At 69.9% G+C, this 21,329-nt stretch carries 21 protein-coding genes and 1 pseudogene; 12 read left to right on the forward strand and 10 right to left on the reverse strand.

Annotation, left to right across the window (positions count from 1 at the left end):
- The first annotated feature begins 1 nt into the window (after position 1).
- The 11 genes from TCCBUS3UF1_RS01965 to TCCBUS3UF1_RS02015 are packed head-to-tail and all read left to right on the forward strand — an operon-like array spanning position 2 to position 8,393.
- Complete coding sequence (locus tag TCCBUS3UF1_RS01965; protein WP_014514822.1) at positions 2-478, forward strand: DUF456 domain-containing protein; 477 nt, start codon at positions 2-4, stop codon at positions 476-478.
- Positions 479-489: 11 nt separating this feature from the next.
- Entirely contained in the window at positions 490-735 is a 246-nt protein-coding gene (locus tag TCCBUS3UF1_RS01970) for a glutaredoxin family protein (protein WP_014514823.1), read from the forward strand.
- Between the two features lie 15 nt (positions 736-750).
- Positions 751-1,590, forward strand: coding sequence for a prolipoprotein diacylglyceryl transferase (gene lgt / locus TCCBUS3UF1_RS01975; RefSeq protein ID WP_155983308.1), 840 nt, complete (start codon positions 751-753; stop codon positions 1,588-1,590).
- Between the two features lie 9 nt (positions 1,591-1,599).
- Positions 1,600-2,961 carry a bifunctional UDP-N-acetylglucosamine diphosphorylase/glucosamine-1-phosphate N-acetyltransferase GlmU gene (glmU, locus tag TCCBUS3UF1_RS01980; RefSeq protein ID WP_014514825.1) on the forward strand — a complete coding sequence of 454 codons (1,362 nt, stop codon included), beginning with the start codon at positions 1,600-1,602 and terminating at the stop codon, positions 2,959-2,961.
- Between the two features lie 41 nt (positions 2,962-3,002).
- Positions 3,003-3,236 carry a TatA/E family twin arginine-targeting protein translocase gene (locus TCCBUS3UF1_RS01985; protein ID WP_014514826.1) on the forward strand — a complete coding sequence of 78 codons (234 nt, stop codon included), beginning with the start codon at positions 3,003-3,005 and terminating at the stop codon, positions 3,234-3,236.
- Positions 3,233-3,976 carry a twin-arginine translocase subunit TatC gene (gene tatC / locus TCCBUS3UF1_RS01990; protein ID WP_014514827.1) on the forward strand — a complete coding sequence of 248 codons (744 nt, stop codon included), beginning with the start codon at positions 3,233-3,235 and terminating at the stop codon, positions 3,974-3,976. Before TCCBUS3UF1_RS01985 ends, tatC begins: the two co-directional genes overlap by 4 nt.
- A 5-nt stretch (positions 3,977-3,981) precedes the next feature.
- Complete coding sequence (locus tag TCCBUS3UF1_RS01995; protein WP_014514828.1) at positions 3,982-5,049, forward strand: bifunctional 3-deoxy-7-phosphoheptulonate synthase/chorismate mutase; 1,068 nt, start codon at positions 3,982-3,984, stop codon at positions 5,047-5,049.
- Complete coding sequence (locus tag TCCBUS3UF1_RS02000; RefSeq protein ID WP_014514829.1) at positions 5,050-5,991, forward strand: 4Fe-4S dicluster domain-containing protein; 942 nt, start codon at positions 5,050-5,052, stop codon at positions 5,989-5,991.
- 23 nt (positions 5,992-6,014) lie between these two features.
- Complete coding sequence (locus TCCBUS3UF1_RS02005) at positions 6,015-7,655, forward strand: FAD-binding dehydrogenase (RefSeq protein ID WP_014514830.1); 1,641 nt, start codon at positions 6,015-6,017, stop codon at positions 7,653-7,655.
- A gap of 4 nt (positions 7,656-7,659) precedes the next feature.
- On the forward strand, positions 7,660-8,055 hold the full coding sequence (mce, locus tag TCCBUS3UF1_RS02010; RefSeq protein ID WP_014514831.1) for a methylmalonyl-CoA epimerase: 396 nt from the start codon (positions 7,660-7,662) through the stop codon (positions 8,053-8,055).
- Positions 8,052-8,393 (forward strand): VanZ family protein, encoded by a 342-nt coding sequence (locus TCCBUS3UF1_RS02015; RefSeq protein ID WP_014514832.1) that lies wholly within the window; start codon positions 8,052-8,054, stop codon positions 8,391-8,393. Before mce ends, TCCBUS3UF1_RS02015 begins: the two co-directional genes overlap by 4 nt.
- Here TCCBUS3UF1_RS02015 and TCCBUS3UF1_RS02020 read toward each other — a convergent pair.
- The 8 genes and pseudogenes from TCCBUS3UF1_RS02020 to TCCBUS3UF1_RS02055 all read right to left on the reverse strand — a co-directional run bounded on the left by TCCBUS3UF1_RS02020 (position 8,347) and on the right by TCCBUS3UF1_RS02055 (position 16,636).
- Positions 8,347-9,030, reverse strand: coding sequence for an SDR family oxidoreductase (locus TCCBUS3UF1_RS02020; protein ID WP_014514833.1), 684 nt, complete (start codon positions 9,028-9,030; stop codon positions 8,347-8,349). The genes TCCBUS3UF1_RS02015 and TCCBUS3UF1_RS02020 overlap by 47 nt on opposite strands.
- Before the next feature lie 4 nt (positions 9,031-9,034).
- Positions 9,035-10,021, reverse strand: coding sequence for a hypothetical protein (locus TCCBUS3UF1_RS02025; RefSeq protein WP_014514834.1), 987 nt, complete (start codon positions 10,019-10,021; stop codon positions 9,035-9,037).
- The gene (locus TCCBUS3UF1_RS02030) at positions 10,018-12,498 is read right to left on the reverse strand and encodes a hypothetical protein (protein WP_014514835.1); all 2,481 of its coding nucleotides are present in this window, start codon (positions 12,496-12,498) and stop codon (positions 10,018-10,020) included. The genes TCCBUS3UF1_RS02025 and TCCBUS3UF1_RS02030 overlap by 4 nt, the downstream gene beginning before the upstream one ends.
- A complete protein-coding gene (locus TCCBUS3UF1_RS02035) occupies positions 12,495-13,538 on the reverse strand; it encodes an LptF/LptG family permease (RefSeq protein WP_014514836.1) in 1,044 nt (347 codons plus the stop codon). The genes TCCBUS3UF1_RS02030 and TCCBUS3UF1_RS02035 overlap by 4 nt, the downstream gene beginning before the upstream one ends.
- The gene (locus TCCBUS3UF1_RS02040; protein ID WP_014514837.1) at positions 13,535-14,545 is read right to left on the reverse strand and encodes an LptF/LptG family permease; all 1,011 of its coding nucleotides are present in this window, start codon (positions 14,543-14,545) and stop codon (positions 13,535-13,537) included. Before TCCBUS3UF1_RS02040 ends, TCCBUS3UF1_RS02035 begins: the two co-directional genes overlap by 4 nt.
- Before the next feature lie 39 nt (positions 14,546-14,584).
- Positions 14,585-14,997: pseudogene (locus TCCBUS3UF1_RS12415) on the reverse strand (hypothetical protein).
- Between the two features lie 215 nt (positions 14,998-15,212).
- Positions 15,213-16,247, reverse strand: a complete 1,035-nt coding sequence (locus tag TCCBUS3UF1_RS02050) for an alcohol dehydrogenase family protein (RefSeq protein ID WP_014514839.1) — start codon at positions 16,245-16,247, stop codon at positions 15,213-15,215.
- Positions 16,244-16,636, reverse strand: a complete 393-nt coding sequence (locus TCCBUS3UF1_RS02055; protein ID WP_014514840.1) for an SCP2 sterol-binding domain-containing protein — start codon at positions 16,634-16,636, stop codon at positions 16,244-16,246. Before TCCBUS3UF1_RS02055 ends, TCCBUS3UF1_RS02050 begins: the two co-directional genes overlap by 4 nt.
- A 49-nt stretch (positions 16,637-16,685) precedes the next feature.
- Between TCCBUS3UF1_RS02055 and TCCBUS3UF1_RS02060 the strand changes: the two genes are divergently transcribed.
- The gene (locus TCCBUS3UF1_RS02060) at positions 16,686-17,111 is read left to right on the forward strand and encodes a hypothetical protein (RefSeq protein WP_014514841.1); all 426 of its coding nucleotides are present in this window, start codon (positions 16,686-16,688) and stop codon (positions 17,109-17,111) included.
- Here TCCBUS3UF1_RS02060 and hrpB read toward each other — a convergent pair.
- The gene (gene hrpB / locus TCCBUS3UF1_RS02065) at positions 17,108-19,390 is read right to left on the reverse strand and encodes an ATP-dependent helicase HrpB (RefSeq protein WP_014514842.1); all 2,283 of its coding nucleotides are present in this window, start codon (positions 19,388-19,390) and stop codon (positions 17,108-17,110) included. The two genes, TCCBUS3UF1_RS02060 and hrpB, sit on opposite strands and share 4 nt — an antisense overlap.
- Positions 19,390-21,297 carry a DNA topoisomerase subunit B gene (locus TCCBUS3UF1_RS02070; RefSeq protein ID WP_041433682.1) on the reverse strand — a complete coding sequence of 636 codons (1,908 nt, stop codon included), beginning with the start codon at positions 21,295-21,297 and terminating at the stop codon, positions 19,390-19,392. Before TCCBUS3UF1_RS02070 ends, hrpB begins: the two co-directional genes overlap by 1 nt.
- Positions 21,298-21,329: the final 32 nt, after the last annotated feature.

Raw genomic sequence — 21,329 nt, forward strand, 5'->3', positions numbered from 1 at the left:
CGTGGAGGCCTTAGCCGACTGGCTCTTCGTGGCCTTTTGGGTGGCCGGGGTGGGCCTCACCCTCCTCCCCTTTGTGCCCGCCACCCTCATCATCCTCCTGGGGGCCTTCCTCCACGAGCTTCTCCTGGGCTTCCGGGAGCTTTCCGTGGGCGCTTGGCTGGCCCTGGGGGTCCTGGCCCTTTTGGCCATGACCCTGGACAACGTGGCGGCCCTCCTGGGGGCCAGGCGATACGGGGCGGGCCGGGCGGGGCTCTGGGGGGCCTTCCTGGGAGGGGTGCTGGGCCTTTTCCTGGGGGTGGTGGGGGTCCTGGTCCTCCCCTTCCTCCTGGCCTGGCTTTTGGAATATCTTTCGGGAAGAAGGCCGGATGAGGCCCTTAGGGCGGCCTGGGGCACCCTGGTGGGCCTCCTGGGGGGGGTGGTGGCCAAGACCCTGGTCCACGTGGCCATGGGCCTCTTGGTCCTCCGGGCCATCTTCTAGCGGCATAGGGTATGCTTCCCCCCATGGAGCTGGTCTTCCTCACCCGGGAGGGGTGCGGCCTATGCGAGCGGGCGGAACGGGCCCTCTGGACCTTAGGGGTGCCCTATGTCCGCCGCCTGGTGGACCAGGAGCCCCAACTCCTGGCCCGCTACGCGTGGCGGGTGCCGGTCCTCCTTGTGGGGGAGGAGCCCCTCCTGGAGGGGGCTTTTACGGAAAAGGAGCTTCTCGCCCTTTGGCCAAACCTTGAAGGGAGGTAAAGCGTGGATCCCACCATGATCCAGATCGGTCCCCTGCGCATCCAGTGGTACGGCTTTCTCCTCACCCTGGCCATCTTCCTGGGGTTTGAGCTGGCCAAGCGCCGCCTTAGGGCCTGGGGGCTGGATGCGGAAAAGTTTGAAACCGTGGCCTTCTGGGCGGTGGTCTTTGGGGTGGTGGGGGCCAGGCTGGGCTATGTCCTCACCTCCCCCGGGTACTTCCTGGAAAACCCCCTGGAGATCCTCTACATCTGGCACGGGGGCCTTTCCTTCCACGGGGCCATCCTGGGGGGGGCCCTGGTCTTCCTCTACTACCACCGCCGGCGGGGGTACCCCCTTTGGCCCTACCTGGACGCCGCCACCCCCGGGGTGGCCCTGGGCATCCTTGCCGGGCGCATCGGCAACCTGATGAATGGCTCCGACACCGCAGGCCGCCTCACCACCCTGCCCATCGGCTTTACCTGGCCGGAGTGGGCCAAGGGCTTCCCCGGGATCTGCCCGGGGATTGACGATATCGCCCAGGTGTACAGCTGCCAGGAGCTCCTGCGGGGCCCGGTGCACCTCACCCAGGTCTACGGGGCCCTGGTGGGCCTCATCCTCCTGCCCCTGGCCTTGGCTTGGCTGCGGAAGAGGCCCTTTGACGGCTATGCCTTCTGGCAGTTCCTCCTTTGGTACAGCGTCTTGCGCTCGGTCCTGGAGGAGCCTTTCCGCCTCAACCCCTTGTGGCTTCCCGTCTACCGGAACGACGAGCTGGGCATCGGCCTTTTCACCGCCACCCAGGTGGTGAGCCTCCCCCTCATCCTTCTTGCCCTGTACATGCTCCGGCGCCTGGGCCAAAGAGCCAAGGCCCTGGGGTAGCATAGCCTTATGCACGCCCACGTGATCCTGGCCGCCGGGCAGGGGACTAGGATGCGGTCCCGGCTGCCCAAGGTCCTGCACCCCCTTCTCGGCAAGCCCATGCTGGCCTACGCCGTGGAGACCGCCTTGGCCCTGAACCCGGCCAAGCTGGTGGTGGTGGTGGGCCACGGCAAGGAGAAGGTCCTGGAGGCCCTGGAGGGGTATCCGGTGGAGGTGGCCTTTCAGAAAGAGCAGCTGGGCACCGCCCACGCCCTCTTGCAGGCCGAGCCCTTCCTGAAGGATTTCCCCGGTCCCACCCTGGTGACGCAAGGGGACACCCCCTTGCTTTCCCCCAGCACCCTAGGGGGCCTGCTGGAAAGGGTGGGGGAGGGGGCAGGGATGGCCCTCCTCACCGTGGAGCTCTCCGACCCCACGGGGTATGGCCGCATCCTGCGCCAGGGGGAGGAGGTCTTGGGGAGCGTGGAGGAGAAGGACGCCACCCCCGAGGTGCGGGCCATCCGGGAGGTGAACGCCGGGGCCTATGCCTTTGACCCTTTCCTCTTCCGGGCCCTCAAGGAGGTGAGGAACGAGAACGCCGCCCGGGAGTATTACCTTCCTGACCTCATCGCCATTTACCGGGCCCACGGGAAGCGGGTGGCGGCGGTGCGGGGGGCCGCCGAGGAGGCCCTAGGGGTGAACACCCGGGAGGAGCTGGCCCGGGTGGAGGGGATCCTGCTTGCCCGGCTGCGCGCGGAGTGGATGCGAAGGGGGGTGCGGATGATCCTACCCGAGAGCGTCTACCTCGAGCCCAGCGTGGAGCTGGCCCCCGACGTGACCCTGTGGCCTGGGGTGGTCCTCAAGGGGAAGACCCGGATCGGCGAGGGGGCCGAGGTGGGGCCTTACGCCCTTCTGGAGGACACGGTGCTGGAGCCTGGGGCCAGGGTCTTGGGCCACACCGTGGCCCAAGGGGCGGTGATCGCCGGGGGGGCCGACGCCGGGCCCTTCGCCCGCCTGCGCCCGGGGGCGGTGCTCCGGGAGGGGGTGCACGTGGGCAACTTCGTGGAGGTGAAGAATAGCCTCCTCCACCCAGGGGTGAAGGCCGGCCACCTGGCCTACCTGGGGGATGCCGAGGTGGGGGAAGGGGCCAACATCGGGGCCGGGGTGATCACCGCCAACTACGACGGCAAGCGCAAGCACCGCACCTGGATCGGCAAGGGGGCCTTCATCGGCTCCAACGCCGTCCTGGTGGCCCCGGTGCGGGTGGGGGATGGGGCCATGGTGGGGGCGGGGAGCGTGATCACCCAGGATGTCCCCGAGGAGGCCCTGGCCGTGGCCCGGGGGCGGCAGCGCAACCTCGAGGGCTACGCCCGCCGCAAGCGGGAAGGGGAGTAGGGCTTCATCTCCCTTTCCGTCTGGGTGCTAAACTGGGGTTTATGAACCTGGGCATGCCGGAAATCCTGGTGATCCTGGTGGTGGCCCTTCTCATCTTCGGGCCCAAAAAGCTCCCCGAGCTTGGCCGCTCCTTGGGGCAGAGCATCCGCGAGTTCAAGCGGGGGGCGCAGGAGATCCGCGAGGAGCTGGAGAAGAGCGTGGAGGTGCGGGAGGAGCCCAAGCCCAAGGCCGAAACCCCGGCCAAGGCCCTCGAGGCCGAGGAGCGTAAGGCTTGAAGGAAGCCCCCCTGGTAGAACACCTGGAAGAGCTGAGGGCCCGCCTCCTCTGGTCCCTCCTAGCCTGGGTGGTGGGCACCGGGGTGGCCTGGAGCTTCCGCGTGGGGCTTCTGGACTGGCTCAAGCGGCCCTTGGACCTGGCGGCGGCCCAGAACGGCATCCAGGTCAACCTCATCGTCTTGGACATCACCGAGCCCTTTCTGGTCTCCCTCAAGGTGGCGGCCTTCGGCGGCCTGGTCTTGGCCCTGCCCTTCATCGTCTACCAGGTCTGGGCCTTCATCGCCCCGGGGCTTTACGAGCACGAGAAGCGCCTGGCGGCCCCCTTCCTCCTGGGGGCGGGGTTCAGCTTCGCCCTAGGGGCGCTTTTCGCCTACTACGGCTTCCTGCCCTTCGCCATCCCCTTCCTCCTGGGCTTTTTGGGGGACGTGATCACCCCCCAGATCTCCATTGGCCGCTACATGGGCCAGGTGCTCATGATGATGAGCGTCATGGGCCTGGTCTTTGAGATGCCGGTGGTGAGCTACCTCCTGGCCCGGCTGGGGATCCTCTCCTCGGGCTTTTTGGCCCGCAACTGGCGGGTGGCCGTGGTCCTTCTCCTCACCCTGGCGGCGGTCATCACCCCCACGGTGGACATCGTCTCCCTTTCCATCGTGACCGGCCCCCTTCTCCTTCTGTACTGGGTTTCCGTCCTGGTGGCCCGCCTGGCGGAGCGGGCTAGGCCCAAGGAAGAAACCGCCTGAAGCCTATGGACGAGCGCATCCTGGCCCTAAGGAAAGAGGTGGACCGGGTGAACCGGGAGCTTTTGCGCCTCCTCTCGGAAAGGGGGCGGCTGGTGCAGGAGATAGGCCGCATCCAGACCGAGCTGGGCCTGCCCCACTACGACCCCAAGCGGGAGGAGGAGATGCTGGCCTACCTCACGGCGGAAAACCCCGGCCCCTTCCCCGCGGAGACCATCCGCAAGCTCTTCAAGGAGATCTTCCAGGCCAGCCTGGACCTGGAGGAGCGCCAGGACCAGAAGAAGTTCCTCTACTCCAAGGCCCACAAGCCCGAGCCCACGAGGGTGCGGGTCAAGGACGTGGTCTTTGGGGAAAAGCCCCTCCTCATTGCCGGTCCTTGTTCCATTGAGTCCGAGGCGCAGATGCTGGAGACCGCCCGCTTCCTGGCGGGGAAGGGGGTGAGGGTCCTGCGGGGTGGGGCCTTCAAGCCCAGGACCAGCCCCTACGGCTTCCAGGGCCTGGGGGTGGAGGGCCTGCGCATTGGCCGCAGGGCGGCGGACGCCTTCGGCATGGTCTTCGTCACCGAGGTCATGGACACCCGGGATGTGGAGGTGGTGGCGGAGTACGCGGACATCCTGCAGATCGGGGCCCGCAACATGCAGAACTTTGCCCTCCTCAAGGAGGTGGGCAGGGCGGGCAGGCCCGTCCTCCTCAAGCGGGGGCTTTCCGCCACCATGGAGGAGTGGTTCTATGCCGCCGAGTACATCCTCTCCCAGGGCAACGAGCAGGTGATCCTGGCGGAAAGGGGGATCCGCACCTTTGAGCGCTGGACCCGGAACACCCTGGACCTTTCCGCCGTGGCCCTGGCCAAGCAGGAGACCCACCTGCCCGTGATCGTGGACGTGACCCACGCCGCCGGGCGCACGGATCTCCTGGCCCCCCTGGCCCGGGCGGCCCTGGCGGTGGGGGCGGACGGGGTGCACGTGGAGGTCCACCCCAACCCCAAGGTGGCCCTTTCCGACAACCAGCAGCAACTGGACTTCCCCCAGTTCGCCCGCTTCCTCGAGGCCATACGGGACCTTCTCCCCGGGGGCTAGATGGGCTTCTTGGATAACCTGCTCCAGGCCTTCCTCAAGGCCACGGACCCCCGGCCCCGCTACACCGAGGCCCGCTGCCTCCTCTACAAGAACAGCGTGGGGGGGTGCGACCGCTGCCACCAGGCCTGCCCTAAGGGGGCGGTGCGCCTCGAGGGGTGGCGGGTGGAGCTGGACGAGGTCCTGTGCACCGGTTGCGGCCTGTGCACCGGGGTCTGCCCGGGGGTGGCCCTGGAGTTTCCCCTCGGGGGGGTGCAGGAGGCCCTTATCCGGGGCAAGGGGCAGCTGCGCTGCTCCAAGGCCGAGGGCAAGGGGGAGGAGGTCTTGTGCCTGGGCCGCCTCACCCCGGGGCTTCTGGCCGAGGCGGGAAGCCGCTTTGGCCGGGTGGTCCTGGCCCGGGGGGCGTGTGAGGGTTGCCGGGTAGGGGGGGCTTCTGTGCCCCAGCACCTGGAGCGCATGGCCGCCGAGGCCCGGCGCTACTTCCCGGTGGAGGTGGAGGTGCGCCAGGGGGAGCTTCCCGGAGAGAAGGTGGGGCGGCGGGAGCTTTTCCAGGCCCTTATGGGGAGCGCCAAGCGCACCGCCGCCGACCTGGTCCCCGAGCTGCCCCTGCCCCAGGAGCCTGAGGAGAAGGGCCTCCCCGCCGAGCTCCGGCTGCGCGCCTTGGCCGCAAGCCGCTCCCCGGAGGTCCGCTGGCCCCGGATCCGGGTGGAGGAGGGGTGCACCCTCTGCCCGGTCTGCACCAACGTCTGCCCCACGGAGGCCGTGTCCCGGGTGCGGGAGGGGGAGGAGTACGTCCTACGCCTCCGGGTGGCCGCCTGCACCGGGTGCGGGGCCTGTGTGGAAAGCTGCCCCCCCCAGGTGATCCGCCTCGAGGAGGCCCCCAAGGACCTCCTGGGGGAGGAGGTGGAGCTCTTCCGGGGCAAACCCCCCTGGTACGACCTCTGATCCGGGTACAATCCCCATAACCTATGGACGCCGAGGCCATCGTGGTAGGGGGCGGGTTGGCGGGCCTGGTGGCGGCCACGGAGCTTGCGGCCAAGGGCAAGCGGGTTCTCCTCCTGGAGCAGGAGGCCCATCTTGGGGGGCAGGCCTTCTGGTCCTTCGGTGGGCTTTTCCTGGTGAACTCCCCGGAGCAGCGGCGCCTGGGCATCCGGGACTCGGTGGAGCTGGCCTTCCAGGACTGGATGGGCTCGGCCGCCTACGATCGGGAGGAGGACCACTGGGGGAGGCTCTTCGCCCAGGCCTACCTGGAGTTCGCCGCAGGGGAGAAGCGGGCCTGGCTGGCCTCCATGGGGGTGCGCTTTTTCCCCGTGGTGGGCTGGGCCGAGCGGGGCGGAGGGCTGGCCAGCGGCCATGGCAACTCCGTGCCCCGCTTCCACATCGTCTGGGGCACGGGGCCGGGGCTTCTGGAACCATTTCTGCGGCGGGCGAGACAACTGGAGGAGCGGGGCCTCCTCCAGGTCCGCCTGCGCCACCGCGCGGAGGAGGTCCTGGTGGAGGGGGGAAAGGCGGTGGGGGTGGCGGGCCTGGTCTTGGAGGAGGACCCCAAACCCCGGGGCGTCCCCACAAGCCGGCGGGCCCTGGGGGAGTTTTGCTACCGGGCCCAGGCGGTCCTCCTGGCCACCGGGGGGATCGGGGGCAACCTGGAGTTGGTGCGCCGTTTCTGGCCCGAGCGCCTGGGCAAGCCCCCGCAGAGGATGCTCTCCGGGGTGCCGGACCACGTGGACGGCGCCGGGCTTTTCCTGGCGGAAAGGGCGGGGGCCAGGCTGGTCAACCTGGACCGGATGTGGCACTACCCCGAGGGGGTGGAGAACCACACCCCCATCTGGAGCCACCACGGGATCCGCATCCTCCCCGGGCCTTCCGCACTCTGGGTGGACGCCACGGGAAAGCGCCTTCCCCCGCCCCTTTTCCCCGGGTTTGACGCCCTGGAAACCCTGCGCCACCTGCGCCAGAGGGGGTGGGACTGGAGCTGGTTCATCCTGGACCTCGCCACCCTAAAGAAGGAGTTCGCCCTCTCAGGCTCGGAACAGAACCCCGACCTGACGGGCAGAAGCTGGCTTCGGGTGATGCAAAACCGCCTTCTGGGCCCGGCGGCCCCGGTGCGGGCTTTCTTGGAGCGGGGCCGGGACTTTTTAGTGGCCGAGGACCTTTCCGAGCTCCTGAGCAAGATGGATGCCCTGGCCCCAGGGGTTCTGGACCCGGTGGGGTTGGAGCGGGAGGTCAAGGCCCGGGACCGGGAACTCCTCCACCCCTTCGCCAAGGACGCCCAGGTCCAGGCCCTTTGGGGCTTCCGCCGCTACCGTGGGGACCGCCTTTTCCGCGTGGCCAAGCCCCATCCCTTCCTGGGGGGCCGGGGGGGTCCTTTGGTGGCGGTGCGCCTTTGGACCCTGACCCGCAAGACCTTAGGGGGCATCCAGACCGACCTCAAGGGCCGGGCCCTCACCCCGGGGGGGAAGCCCCTCCCGGGCCTCTTCGCCGCCGGGGAGGCCGCGGGGTTTGGCGGGGGTGGGTTTCACGGGTACAAGGCCCTGGAGGGTACCTTTCTGGGCGGATGCCTCTTCTCCGGCCTACAGGCGGCCCGGGGCATCCTGGAGGGGCTAGAATAGCCCCATGCGGCTCCATCACGTGGGGATTGCCGTGGAGGACCTCGAGGCAGCCAAGGCCCGCTACCTCCTCCTGGGGTACCGGGTCCTGGCGGAGGGGGAGGTGACGGCCCAGGGGGTGCGGGTGGCCATGCTCCAGGGGGAGGGGGAGACCCTTTTGGAACTCCTCGCCCCCCTGGGGCCGGATACCCCTGTGGGCCGCTTTTTGGCCAAGCGGGGCCCCGGGCTTCACCACCTGGCCTTCGCCACGCCCCGGATCCTCGAGGACCTGGCCCGGCTTCGCCAGGAGGGGGCCCAGGCCATTGACGAAACCCCCCGGCCGGGCTTTGGCGGCCACCGGGTGGCCTTTCTGCACCCCTCCTTCGGCCTGGGGGTGCTCTGGGAGCTGGTGGAAGAGGCATGAGGCGCCCCTGGGCCCTGGTCCTGGCCCTTCTCCACATGGGCCTCCTCTTCTGGCTTTCCCACCAGCCCGCCACGGGGGCGGGCCTCCCCCACCCTTGGGACAAGGCCGCCCACTTCCTGGCCTACCTCCTCTTGGGCGGGCTTCTGGGCCTCGGCCTAGGCCGCTGGCGGGCCGCCTTCCTCGGGGCCTTCCTCTACGGGGTGGGGGACGAGTGGCACCAAAGCTTCATCCCTGGCCGGGAGGCCTTCGGCTGGGACCTGGTGGCCGATGCCCTGGGGGCCTGGGTGGGGGCTAGGTGGGGGGGTAGATGGGAAGCTCCAGAAGCCTCCCTCCCCTAGCCGAGGCGGCTAGGACGATGGCCTCGGCCAGGAACTCGGGGGCGATCCAGCGACTGGGGTCGGCCTCGGGCATGGCCCGGCGGTTGGCCTCGGTGTCCAGGGTGCCCATGGGGTAAACCACGAGGAAGCGCACCCCCTCCACCTCCCCCTGCAGGGAGCGGAGGAGGCTGGCCAGGGCGGTCTTGGCCACGGTGTAGAGGACCCGGCCCGGCCCGCTCCCCGTCCAGGCGGGCCCGGCGGCGATGGCGGCAAAGAAGCCCTCCCCTCGCCGTTCCATGTAGGGGAGGACGGCCCGCAGGAGGTTGTAGGTGGTGCGCAGGTTGAGGTCCAGCATCCAGTCGTAAAGCCCGGGGTCCGAGTCCAGGAAGCGCCCGGCGGCGAAGCCGCCCACGGTGTGCACCACCCCGTGGAGGGGGGCCTGGCGTTCCACGAAGCGGGCCAGGGCCTCGGCCTCCTCGAGGCGGGTCAGGTCGGCCACAAAGGTCTCCGCCCCCACCCCTTGGGCCCGTTCCGCCATGCGCTCGGGACGGGGGTCGGAGAGGAACAGCCTGGCCCCCGCCCGGTGCAGGGCAGGGATGACCGCCCGGGCCAAGGCCCCGCCCGCCCCCGTGACCAAAAAGGCTTTGCCCTGGAGCATGGCCTCATTCTACGGGGATGAAGGCCAGGGCGCTGGGGCTAAAGCCCAGGAGGGCGGTGGCCTGGGGCGAGGCCGGGAAGGGGTTGGCCTGGAGGTCGTAGACCTCCAATAGGTTCCCCCGGGCCAGGTACAGGTAGGCGTCCTGGCCCACCAGCCCCGCCCCATAGGTGGAAAAGCCCTGACGGGGCCCGGAGTCCTGGGGCTCCAGGGCGCGGAAGCCCCCGCCGTAGGCCGCCAGGCCTTGGACCGGGTCCAGGGCCAGCCGCACCGCTCCCTGGAGTCCAAGGGACGGGGTGTTAGGGGAGGTTCCCTCCCAGCGGACCAGGTAGGTTTCCGTGGCCCCACGGCCCGCCCCCAGGAGGCGGCCCCGGATTGGGTCCAGCCGGAGGTCGCTGGGGGTGAAGGCAAGGCCCAGGGCCGCTTCCCCTTTGGGGCTTCCCGTGGGGTTGCTGGGAGGGCGGTAGCCCAAGACGGTATCGGTGAGGTAGGCCAAAAGCTCCAGGGTGTTTTGGGGGTAGAGGGCCAGGCGGCTTCCTGGGGGCAGGCCCGTGAGGTCGGCCTCCTCCTGGTTTCCCAGGTCCGCCAGGTTCAGCAGGAAGGCCCGGCCCGCCCCGGGGCAGTGGACCAAAAGCCGGTTCTGCCCCAGGCGCAGGTAGCCCCCGGTGCAGTCCGCGGGCAAGGGGGCAGACAGGGGGGGAGCTTGGGGGGCGGCGTTTTCCGTAAAGCCCTGGGTGGCGTAGGCCTCCACCCGGTCGGGGAAAAGCAGGTAAAGCCGCCCCGAGGCGTTGCTGTAGGCCAGGTCCTGAAGGCCCGGGGTGTTCCAAGTGCCCACGGGGCTCCCCGCGCCCCCCTGCAGGTCCTGGGCGCGGAAGAAGCGCACCTGGCCCTCCCCTCCTGCGGCCACCAGGGCGGGCAGGAGGGGCTCTTGGCTGCCCGTGCAGGCGTAGAGGCCCAGGAGGAGGAAGGGGAAGAGGCGGAAGAGGCTTCTCACCGCGTACCTCCCAGTTGGATGCCCTCCTCGGAAAGGAGGAGGCCCGCCGCCTGCCCCCCGTAGAGGAAGGCCAGGCCCAGGCTGCCCTTTTGCGCGTCCAGGGTGAAGCGCAGGGCCCAGCAGCAACGGTCCAGGACCAGGACGAAGCGGGGCCTCAGGGCTTCCCCCGGCAGGTTCTGGCTGAGGAGGGCGGCCAGGTGGAGCTTGGTCCTTTCCCGGCCCACGAAGGTGAGGGTGGGGCCGAAGTTGCGCAGGGCCAGGGTGTACCCCTCGGGCCTCGAGGGCTGCCTGGTGTAGGTGAAGGCCCCGGAGAGGGCTAGCCCCGGGATGGCCCCTTCCCCTTTCTCGTCCGCGGGGGTGGGGGGCCAGAGCTCCGCTCCCCCGCTGAAGGTGGCGTCCTTCAGGTACACCCCCTCGTCCCCCACCTCCGGCAGGTGCAGGTTGGCCGTGAGGCGGAAGCCCACCTCGGGCAGGGCCTGGACCAGGCTCAGGCGGAGGTTGGTCCCCCTTGGGCCCTCCTGGTAGCGCCCGGAAAGCTGCAGCTCCCCCAGGGGGCCGGGGGCCGTTCCGCTGCGGAACCCCAGGGTGTAGCCCAGGGCCTGGCGGTCCAGGCTGGCCTGCAGGGAGAGGCTTTCCGGGCCCCAGATGGCCTGGCCCTGGAGGCCCAGGGTGTCCTGCCGCCAGTCCCGGCGGGCCTGGAGGGTGTAGGCGCTTGTGCCCTCCCTTAGGCTCAGGGCCAGGTCCGTGGTCAGGGCCCCCTCACCGTTTAGGCCGTGGCGGTGGCTTAGGTTGAGGCTTCCCCCCGGGAGGGCGTAGCCGGCCTGGAGGGCCAGGGGGTCAAAAACCTCCTTGGTGTGGTCATAGCGGAGGCTCATCCGGAGGGAGAAGGGGTAAGGGGTGAGGCTTCCCTCGGCCCGGGTTTCCAGGGGGCCCTCCCCGGAAAGCCCCCGGCGGTGGACCAGGCTGAGGGCGTAGCCTGCATCCTGGAGGCCGGCCTGGGCCTCCAGGGGCAGGTACTTGCCCGCTTCCAGATCCCGGCCCGTGCGCAGGGCTAGGTTGAGGGGCCTTTCCTGGAAAGCCAGGGCCAAGGTGGCCTGGTGGCTTCGCCGCTGGGGTAGGGCGTCAAAGCGGAAGGGGCTTTCCCCCTCCTGAAGGCTCCGGCCATAGCCCAGCTCGGCGCTTACCCCCCCTAGGGCCTGGCGGAAGCTGGCCGTGGTGGTCCAGTCCACCTGGCGCTCGTACTCCCCGTCCGGGTTTTGCGTGGTGTAGTAGAAGCCCCGGAAGCGGTTTTCCAGCCGCAGGCTGGCCCCAGTCCAGGGGGTGAGGAGGAGGCTTTCCCCGTGGGTGAGGAGGGCCCGCCCTGCCTCCCCGTAGGGGCCCAGGGCCCGGGCCGAACGGTTTAGGGGGTTGGTCTCCGCCAGGTAGCGGCCCAGGACCAGGCTGGCCTGCAGACTGAAGGGGCCCTCGCGCAGGGTGGGGGTCTGGGCCTCCAGCTCCGGCAGGCGTTGCAGGCTGCGGGGCGGGGGGGTGGTGGGGTCGTGGTCCAGGAAGCCTTCCAGGCGTAGGGCGTAGCGCCAGTCCCCAGGGGTGGGGGTGCCGGGGAGGAGGGCTTCCAGGCGGAAGCGGGAGAGCTTTTCCCGGGTATCGTCCCGCTCCAGGAGGGCAGAGAGGGCGAACTCGGGCCGCTTCAGGCCGTACTCCCCCCGGTACTGGAAGGTGTCTGGGGGGGTGTGGAGGAAGAAGTAGCGTTCCTTGGCCTCCCCGGTGCCGAAGTGGTCCAGGCCGAAGCCATAGCCCCGCCCGGCGTAGTAGTGGAGGAGGGTGTAGCCCAGGCCCAGGGGGGAAACGTAGGGCAGGGCGGCCTTTAGGTAGGCACCGCCTTCGTCCTGGCCCAGCTCCAGCCGGGGGCGGCGCTCGGAAAGGTAAAGGAGGAGGACGGGGAGTTCCAGCACGGGCTTCTCCCCCATGAGGAGCACCACCCCCCGGGCCACCACCCGGTCCCCGGGGTAGAGGAGGATCTCCCGGGCGCGGAAGGCGTAGTCGGGCACCTCCTGCCCGCACCCGGCGCAAGGGGTGGCGTACCCCCTCTCTAGCAGGATGGCCCCCGCCGCCCGCTGGCATAGGGGCCCGGTGAGGAGGAGGTCTTTGGCCTCTATGCGCACTTCCAGGGCGTCAAAGCTCTCGTCCCCTAGGTCAATTTGCAGCTCCTCGGCCTCGATCCGCCGCCCCTCCCGGTCCAGGTAGCGCACCTCCCCGGAGAGGAAAAGGAGCCTCCGCCCGCGGAAGTAGACCACCCGCAGGGCCTGGATGGCCTCCCCTTCCCGCTCCAGGCGCACGGGGTTACCCGTGAGCACGTACACCTCCTCCCCCCCGTCCTGCCTCAGTTCCAGCCGCTCGGCCTCCAGGACCTTGAGGGCCTTCTCCTGGGCCCAGGCCGGGGCCAGGAGGAAGAGGAGGAGCCAAAGCCACGGCCTCACCGCCGCCCTCCTAGGAAGAGGAGAAGGCCCAGGGCCCCGTAGACCAGGTTGGGCCCCCAGGCGGCCAGGAGGGGGTCCAGGGCGTTCTGCTCCCCCATGATCCGCCCCACGCTCCAGGTGGCGTAGTAGAAGAAGGTGAGGACCGCCACCCCCACCAGGCCCAGGCTGCGCGATCCCCCGAGGAGGTAGAAGGCCAGGCCCACGGCGAAGAGGGCGAAGACCAGGGCCGCGGCGGGCTCGGCGTAGCGGCGGTAGTAGGTGGTGGCCTCGAGGCCCGCCTTCACCCCCTGGGCCCGCAGGCGTTCTACCTCCTGGCGCAGCTGGGCCAGGCCCATGCGGTTGGCGGGGTTCTGCCAGGGCTCAAAGGTCAGGTCCTTGAGCACCAGCTCCCCCCGTTGGAAGCGGGTCAGGGTCCGGGGCCGGTCCCCCTCGTAGGTCACCCGCTGGCCCCCCCCTACCTGGAGCACCCCGCCCGAAAAGCGTCCCGCCTCGGCCAAGACCACCTCTTCCCGGGAGAGCACGCGGAGCTTCCCGATCCGCTCCCCCGCCACCTCCCCCACATAGACCACCCGGCCCTTGGCGTCCTGGAAGGTGGTCCCCGGGGTGAGGAGGGCCCGGGGACGCTCCAAAACCTGCCGCCTCAGGAGGTCCTGACCCTCGGCCAAGGCCCTGGGCACCAGGCTCTCCCCCAGGAGGAGGCCCAGGAGGGAAAGGGCCCCGCCCAGGAAGAGGAAGGGCAGGAGAACCCGCTCCCGCCTGACCCCAAGGGCCAGGAGGGCCTTGAGCTCCGAGTCCTCGGCCATGCGGGAGAGGAGGAGGAGGAGGGCGAAGAGGTAGGCCACCGGGGCTCCCCGCACCAGGGCCTCGGGGGTGCGGTAGAGGAGGTAGAGGAGGAGGGTGGCGGGGTCGGCCCCCTTGGCCACCAGGGGGGCCAGGACCTCGTAGACCGCCCCCGCCAGGAAGAGGAGGACGATGACGCCAAGCCCCAGGGCGAAGAGGCCCAGGGCTTCCCGCAGGAGGTACCGGTCCAGGGTCTTCACCGCAACCTCCAGGTGAGCCCAAGGGCCAAGGCGGCGAAGGCGCCGTTGGGCAGGAAGGCCCACAAGGGGTTCACGTCGTAGCGGGCAAGCTGGGCCGAAAAGGTCCAGAGGACGTAGTAGCCGAAGATGAGGAGGACGATGCTGAGGAAGGCCCAGGCGGCCTCGCGGAAGGAAAGCCCCAAGGCCGCGGCCACCCAGGCCAGGAAAAACCCCCCCAGGGCGTCGGCCAGACGGCGGGCCAGGGCGAAGCGGGCCCCGCTTTCCACCTTGCCCCGTTCCCAAAGCTCCCCTAGGGTGCTGGTGTCGTAGGGGTCGCGGGAGCCCAGGCTTTCCTTGGGGCGGAACTGGGCGGGGAAGGGGAGGGTGCCCTGGAAGGGCTTGAGCCGCCCCCCTTCCAGCACATACCCCCGGAAGTGCCAGCCCTCGGCGTCCCAGACCCCTTCCGCCCCGCTATAGACCCTTCCCTGTGGGTCCACCACCCGCACCCCGAAAAGGCGGTTCTGGCCCACCTCGGGGCGCACCTCCTCGGCGTAGTACACCCCTAGGCCCGGGGGGGCGTAGAGCTGCTGGCGCAAGACCCCGCTCAGGCCCCCTTCCCCGTAAAGGAGGCGGGCCAGGTGGGCGTCGTAGGCCTCGAGGGCCCTGGGGCGGAGCTCGGCCAGGTTGGCCAGGTTGAGGAGGCTTACCCCCAGGGCCAGAAGCCCTAGGGGCTTGAGGAGGGCCCAAGGGGGCACCCCGGCGGCGTAGGCGGCCTTGAGCTCCGAGTGGCGGATGAGGCGGGCAAGCCCCACCAGGATGGCGAAGACCAGGCCCAGGGGCAGGGCCAGGCTCAGGGTCCAGGGGAGGCGGAGGAGGATGAGCCGGCCAATGGCCTCCACCCCTACCCCCCGGCTCAGGAGGACGCCGGAGAGGCTGGAGAGGAGGTCAAAGGTGAGAAGGGCTACGAAAAGGAAGACCCCCACCAGGTAGGGGACCAGGACCTCCTTGAGGGCGTACCGGCCCAACACCAGGCCGAGTATACGGGGGGAAGATGAGAATGGGTTGGGCTAGGGCTGGGCCACCACGTGGATCACCGGCAAGCCGAAGCGCTCCGCTTGGGTGTGCACGTCCAGCCTCAGCCAGCGGGAAAGCCCTGGGGGCAGGGTGGCCAGGACGATGGCCTGGTAGGTCCCGGGGTGGGCCTGGAGCTCCTCCTCCAGGGCCAGTAGGGGAGAGATGTCCCCGGGTTTGGCCTCCTCCACGGGGATGCCCTGGGCCTCGAGGGCCGCCTTGGCCCCCTGGGCCTCCCTTTGGGCTTGGGCCTCCACCTCCCCCTCCTCGTATACCCAGCCTGGGGGGGTACGGCGGGCACCAGGAGGACGAAGCGGGCCTCGGGGTCTTGGGCCTGGATCTCCTGCAGTTTCTCGGCCAACTCCCGGCTTTTGGCTGTGCGGTGAGCCACCACCAGGTACCGGGCCATAGGCCACCTCCTTATCCCTTCCCCTTCAGGCTAGCCCTCCTAGGGGAGGGAAGGGCACATTGCCCAAATGGGATGGATTTTGACCTACTTCGGATAGGCCGGTGAAAGACCCGTGGAGGAGGGGATTTATCGCATACCACTTTACATAACGGCAAGCCGTGGTATACTAAGAAGGTCAGAGCAAAAAGGCCGCCTGCGGGCGGCGCGCTTGTTCTTTAGGGCACCAGGGCCACCTTGGTGGCCCGGCGCTCGTGGAAGAGGCGGTACCCTTCCGCCGCTTCCCCCAGGGGCAGGCGGTGGCTGAAGACGAAGCTCCCCCGCAAGCGCCCCACCCGCTGCAGGGCCAGGACCTCCCCGATCCAGCGGGGGATGTTGGCTAGGGCGCTCCGTAGGGTGATCCCTCGGCTGAAGGCGGGAAGCCAAGGGTAGTCCAGCCGCTCCGCCGTGGGCACCCCCAGGCTGGACACCACCCCCCCGGGCCCCGCCAGGCGCAGGGCCAGCTTCAGGGCTTCCCCGTCCCCCCCCACGGCCTCCACCACCAGCTCCGCCCCCAGGCCCTCGGTTTCCTTGCGCACCCGGGCCACGGGGTCCTCGGCCTTGGGGTTCACGGGGAGGCTTCCCAGGGCCTGGGCCTTTTCCAGCCGGCTTTCCTCCGGGTCAATGGCGAAGACCGGCCCGGCCCCCAGGGCGTGGGCCACGGCCTGGGCCATGAGGCCCACGGGCCCCGAGCCCACCACGGCCACGCTCATCCCCGGGGTGAGGAAGGGCCTCACCCCCCCGTAAGCGGTGGTGAGGATGTCCCCCGCCAGGATGGCCTCCTCCGCGGGCAGGTCCCCGATGGGGAAGAGGCTGTGCCGGGCGAAGGGCACCCGCACCCGTTGCGCCTGGGCCCCCGGCAGGTTGCCCAGGGCCAGGCCAAAGCCGTAGACCCCGCCCTTGAGGCAGGCGAAGTACTGGCCCCGGCGGCAGGCGGGGCATTCCCCGCAGGCCACCTGGAAGCTCCCCACCACCCGCTCCCCCAGGGCCCAGGGCACCAGGGGCCCTTTCTCCACCACCCGCCCCACGAACTCGTGGCCCAGGACGGTCCCGGGCAGGACCCCGGCGATCTTGCCGTGGTAGATGTGGAGGTCTGAGCCGCAGATGGCGCTCAGTTCCACCTCCACGATGGCCTCGCCCTCCCCTTCCAGCCTGGGCTCTGGGACCTCCTCCACCGCCACCTGGAAGGGGCCTTGGTAGACCACGGCCCTCATGCCACCTCCCGCGCCACCCGCACCAGCTCCTGGGCGGCCTGGGCGTAAGGGGCCAGGGCGGCGATGGAGCCCTTCTTGAGCTCCAAAAGCCCCCGCATGAGGGCGGTGAGGGGCTCGAGGCCCCCGGAGAGCACCTCCTGCCAGGTGGCCAGGTCGGCCTCGATGACGAAGTCGGCCTCGGCATCCCCCTCCACCACCTTCACCCCGCGGCAGGTCCCGTGCCAGAGGTCCAGGACCACCGCCACCCCCTGGGGCAGGCCCTGGGCGGGGTCTTGGCGCACCGCCAGGGCCAGGGAGCCTTCCCAGGTGGCGGCGGCCTTCCGGTAGGCCTCGCTTTCCGAGAGCTTTTGGCAGTAGGCCTGGGCCCAGGCTTCGCTGAAAAGCTGCATGGCTTCCTCCTTTGCACCGAGTATAATCCCTTTGCGCTAGCCTGGGGAGGTGGTCTACCTCCTGGACCTTTCCGGGGTGTACTGCGAACCGGTGGAGCCCCACCTCCTGCGCCTCCTTTCCCAGGCCAGCGGCGAGCCCCTCTTTTACCTCTCCCAGGCCTTTTACGACCTCCTTCCCCGCCTCAGGGGGGAAGGCCCTGGGGCCCTGGAAGCCCTTTTCCCCGGGGCCAGCCGGCTTTACCCAAAGGCCTTCCGCCCCCGGGAAAGGGCCTTTCCCGAGCCCTTTTACCTGGTTTCCGACCTCCCCTTCCCCGAAGGGATGACGGGGTTTTTCCACCCCGAGAAGCTCAAGGCCCTCCCCCTGGCCCTGGCCGCTTTGGGCCTCTCCCCCGAGGAGGCCCTTTATCTGGACGACAACCCCCTCCTGGTGGAGCGGGCCCGGGCCCTAGGGTACCGGGCCGAGCTTTTCCTCTAGGGGTTTTCCGGCCAGGGGTGCTTGGGGTAGCGGCGCATGAGCTCCCGCCGCACCCCGGGGTAGTGGGTTTCCCAGAAGCCCTTCAGGTCCTGGGTGATCTGCACCGGGCGGCCAGCGGGGGAGAGGAGGGCCACGGCCACCGGCACCCTTCCCCCCAGGACCCGGGGGGTTTCCTTGAGGCCGAAGGCCTCCTGGATGCGCAAGGAAAGGAGGGGCGGGGCCCCTTCCCGGTAGAGGAGGCGCTTCCGCTTTCCCCCCAGGGGGAGGCTTTCTGGGGCCAGCTCCTCCAGGGTTTTCCGCGCCTCCCCCAGAAGGGCCAGGAGGATTTCCTTCCAGGGGAGGGCCTCGAGGTCCTCAAGGCGCCGCACCCCCTGGGCCCAGGGCAGGAGCCAGGAGAGGTCTTGCAACAGGCTGGCCTCCGTGAGCTCCGGCACCGCTACCCCGTGGGCCCGCAGGAAGCCCAGGCGGAGGAGGACCTGCCTGGTTTCCTCGGGGAGGGGAAGGCCCTGGGAGAGGGCCTCCCGCAGGTGGGCCTCCCCAGGGGGCCCGGGGTCTATCGCCACCCGCTCCAGGACCAGGGCCCCGTAGCGGCGTTCCAAGTAGCCCCTAAACTTTCCCTCCTCCCATCCCGCCCAGGCGGCAACCTCTGCCCCTTCCAGGAGGTCCTCCCGGGCCAGGGGGGCGTAGAGGAGGACCCGCCCCAGCTCCGCCCCCGCGGCCACCAGGTAGGGGGGGCCTCCCCCCGCTTCCAGGCGCAGGAGGGGGCCGGTGGCCAGGCGGTAGCGTCCGGGGGAAAGGGCCTCCGCCGCCCGGTCGGGGTAGGCGGCGAGGAGGAGGCGGCCCACCGCCTCGGGGGCGGGCAGGCTTTCCAGGGGCTGGGCTCCCAGGCGCCGCCGCCACAGGGCCGCGGCCCTTTCCACCCCGAGAAAGGGGCCTTTGCCCAGGCGGCGGGCCTCCAGGAGGCCCTCCAGGTGGGCCAGGAGGTCGGGCTCCCCCTCCCAAGGGCTCCTTTCCTCCAGGAGGGCCATGAGGTCGGCGGCCAAGGGGAGGAGGCCCAGGGCCTCGGCCTCCAGGGCCATCCGCGCCAAGCGGGGGTGGGTGGGGAGGGCCAGCATCCGTTTCCCCAAGGGGGTGAGCCTCCCTCCTGCCACCGCCCCCAGGCGCTCCAGGAGGTGCCAGGCCCCCTCCAGGGCCCCCGCGGGGGGCTTGGTGGGCAGGGGCAGGGCCTCGAGGCCCTCCCCGAAGGCCAGGGCCAGGAGGAGGGCCCGGGAGAGGTCGGCCTCCAGGATCTCGGGCCGCTTAGGGGGGAAGGGGCCTTGGGGGTAAAGGCGGTAGACCCGGCCTGGCCCCACCCGCCCCGCCCTTCCCGCCCGCTGGCGGGCGGAGGCCTCGGGGATGGGGGAGAGGACCAACCGGGTAAGCCCCGTCCGGGGGTCAAAGCGGGGCTTTTTCGCCAGGCCCGAGTCCACCACCCGCCGTACCCCAGGCAGGGTGAGGCTGGTCTCGGCCACGTCCGTGGCCAGGACGATCTTCCGGGGCCCGGGCCGCAGGAGGGCGGCTTGCTCCTCCAGGGGAAGCCCCCCGTGGAGGGGGTAGGCGGGAAGCCCCTGGAGGAGGGCCCGGGTCCGCTCAATCTCCGCCTTGCCCGGGAGGAAGACCAGCACGTCCCCTTCCCCTTCCAGGAAGGCCTCCTTGGCGTAGCGGGCGGCCAGGGGCTCCAGGGGGCCTTCCGGGGCCTTGGTCAGGTGGAGGATCTCCACGGGGTAGCTCTGCCCCTCCACCGCCAGGCTGGCCCCCTGGAAGGCCCTCTCCAGGTCCTCATCGGGGGTGGCGGTGAGGAGGGCCAGCTTCAGGTCGGGCCGCAGGGTTTCCTGGATCCGCAGGAGGAGGGCTAGGGCCAGGTCCCCCTCCAGGTGCCGCTCGTGGGCCTCGTCCAGGAGGACGGCGGAAACCCCTTCCAGGGTGGGGTCTTTCAGGAGGAGGCGGGTGAGGAGGCCCTCGGTCATGACGAGAAGCCGCGTTTCCCGGCTCTCCCTCCCCTCCAGGCGCACCCGGTAGCCCACGGTCTTCCCCAAGGGCTCCCCCAGGTTTTCCGCCAGCCGGGCCGCCACCGCCCGGGCGGCCACCCGCCGGGGCTCAAAGAGGAGGACCCTTCCGGGTAGGGCCTTCAGCACCTGCAGGGGGAAGAGGGTGCTCTTGCCTGCCCCGGGGTAGGCCTGAAGGAGGAGGCGGCCTTCCTTCAGGAGGAGGGCCACCGCCTGGTCCAGCCAGCCCGGCATCAGATGTCCAGCTGGGCGTAGCGGGCGTGCTCCTCAATGAACTCCCGCCTGGGGGCCACCTCCTGGCCCATGAGCTTCTCAAAGAGCTCGCTGGCCTCCAGGGCGTCCTGGAGCTCCACCCGCTTCAACACCCGTTTCTCCGGGTTCATGGTGGTCTCCCAAAGCTGCTCGGGGTTCATCTCCCCCAGGCCCTTGAAGCGCTGCACCTCGTACGCCTTCCCCTCCAGCTCCTTGAGGCGGGCGGCCAGGGCCTCGTCGGAGTAGAGGTATTCCACCCTTTTCCCCACCTGCAGGCGGTAGAGGGGGGGCTGGGCGATGTAGACGTACCCCCCTTCGATCAGGGGGCGCATGTAGCGGTAGAAGAAGGTGAGGAGCAGGGTGCGGATGTGGCTTCCGTCCACGTCGGCGTCGGTCATGATGATGATTTTGTGGTAGCGAAGGCCCTCGAGGTCAAAGTGGGCCTCATCCCCCGTGCCCCCGATCCCGGCCCCGATGGCCGCCACCATGGCCCGCACCTCGGCGTTTTTCAAGGCCTTGGAAAGCCCGGCCTTCTCCACGTTCAGGATCTTCCCCCTGAGGGGCAAGACGGCCTGGAAGCGCCGGTCCCGGCCCTGCTTGGCGCTCCCCCCCGCCGAGTCTCCCTCCACGATGAAAAGCTCCGCCTCCTCGGGGTTTTCCGTCTGGCAGTCGGCCAGCTTCCCGGGAAGGTCGTCCGACTCCAGGGGGTTTTGCCGCCGCACCAGCTCCCGGGCCTTCCGGGCCGCTTCCCGGGCCTGGGCCGCCCGGAGGGCCTTCTCGTAAAGGGTCTTGGCGATGCGGGGGTTTTCCTCCAGGATCTCCAGGAGCTTTTCGTAGACCACTTGGCTCACGGCGCTCCCCGCCTCGGGGTTGAGGAGCTTGCCCTTGGTCTGGCCCTCAAACTGGGGCTGGGGGAGCTTCACGCTCACCACCGCGTAAAGCCCTTCCAGGAGGTCATCCCCCGTGGGCTGGGGGCCTTTTTCCTTGTGGAGGCCCGCCTTCTTGGCGTACTGGTTCAGGGCCCGGCTGTAGGCGCCCTTGAAGGCGGTGAGGTGGGTGCCCCCGTCCCGGGTGGGGATCATGTTGGCGTAGGTGAGGATCTCCGCGGTGTACCCCTTGGTGTGGATGAGGCCCACCTCCACCTCCACCTCCCCTTCCTGCTTCCGGATAAGGAAGGGCTTCTCGTAGAGGAGTTCCTCCCCTTCCGCCAAGGCCTTGGCAAAGGAGGCCACGCCCCCCTTGTCCAGGTAGACCTCCTCCCGCCCGTGCTGCAGGTCCCTGAAGACCAGCCTCAGCCCCGCCACCAGGTAGCTCACTTCCTTCAGGCGGGCCCGGAGTTTGCTGGGGTCAAAGGCCAGGGGGCCAAAGATCTGCGGGTCGGGCTTGAAGGTGACCCGGGTGCCGGTCTTGCCCTCAGGGGCCGGCCCCACCACGCGTAGGGGCTCCGTCACCTCTCCCCGGCTGAAGGCGATGCGGTAGTGCTGGCCCTGGCGGAAGACCTCCACCACCGTCCACTCGGAGAGGGCGTTGACCACGCTGGCCCCCACCCCGTGCAGGCCGCCCGAGACCTTGTAGGCCCCGCTTTCAAACTTGCCCCCGGAGTGCAGGGTGGTGTAGATGACCTCCACCGCGGGTTTCCCTTCCTCGGGCATTACGTCCACGGGGATGCCGCGGCCATTGTCCTCCACGGTGAGGGAGCCATCGGGGTTTAGGGTGGTGATGATCTCGGTGGCGTGGCCCGCCAGGGCCTCGTCCACGGCGTTATCCAGGATTTCCTTGAAGAGGTGGTGGTACCCCTCCACCCCCGTGCCCCCGATGTACATGGCCGGGCGGTGGCGGACCCCCTCCAGCCCCTTGAGCACCTTAATGGCCGATGCGTCGTAGTTCACCCTCCCAGTATACCATAGGCTTCCCGGCGGTT

Origin of the sequence: Thermus sp. CCB_US3_UF1 (assembly GCF_000236585.1) — a bacterium.
Lineage (GTDB): Bacteria > Deinococcota > Deinococci > Deinococcales > Thermaceae > Thermus.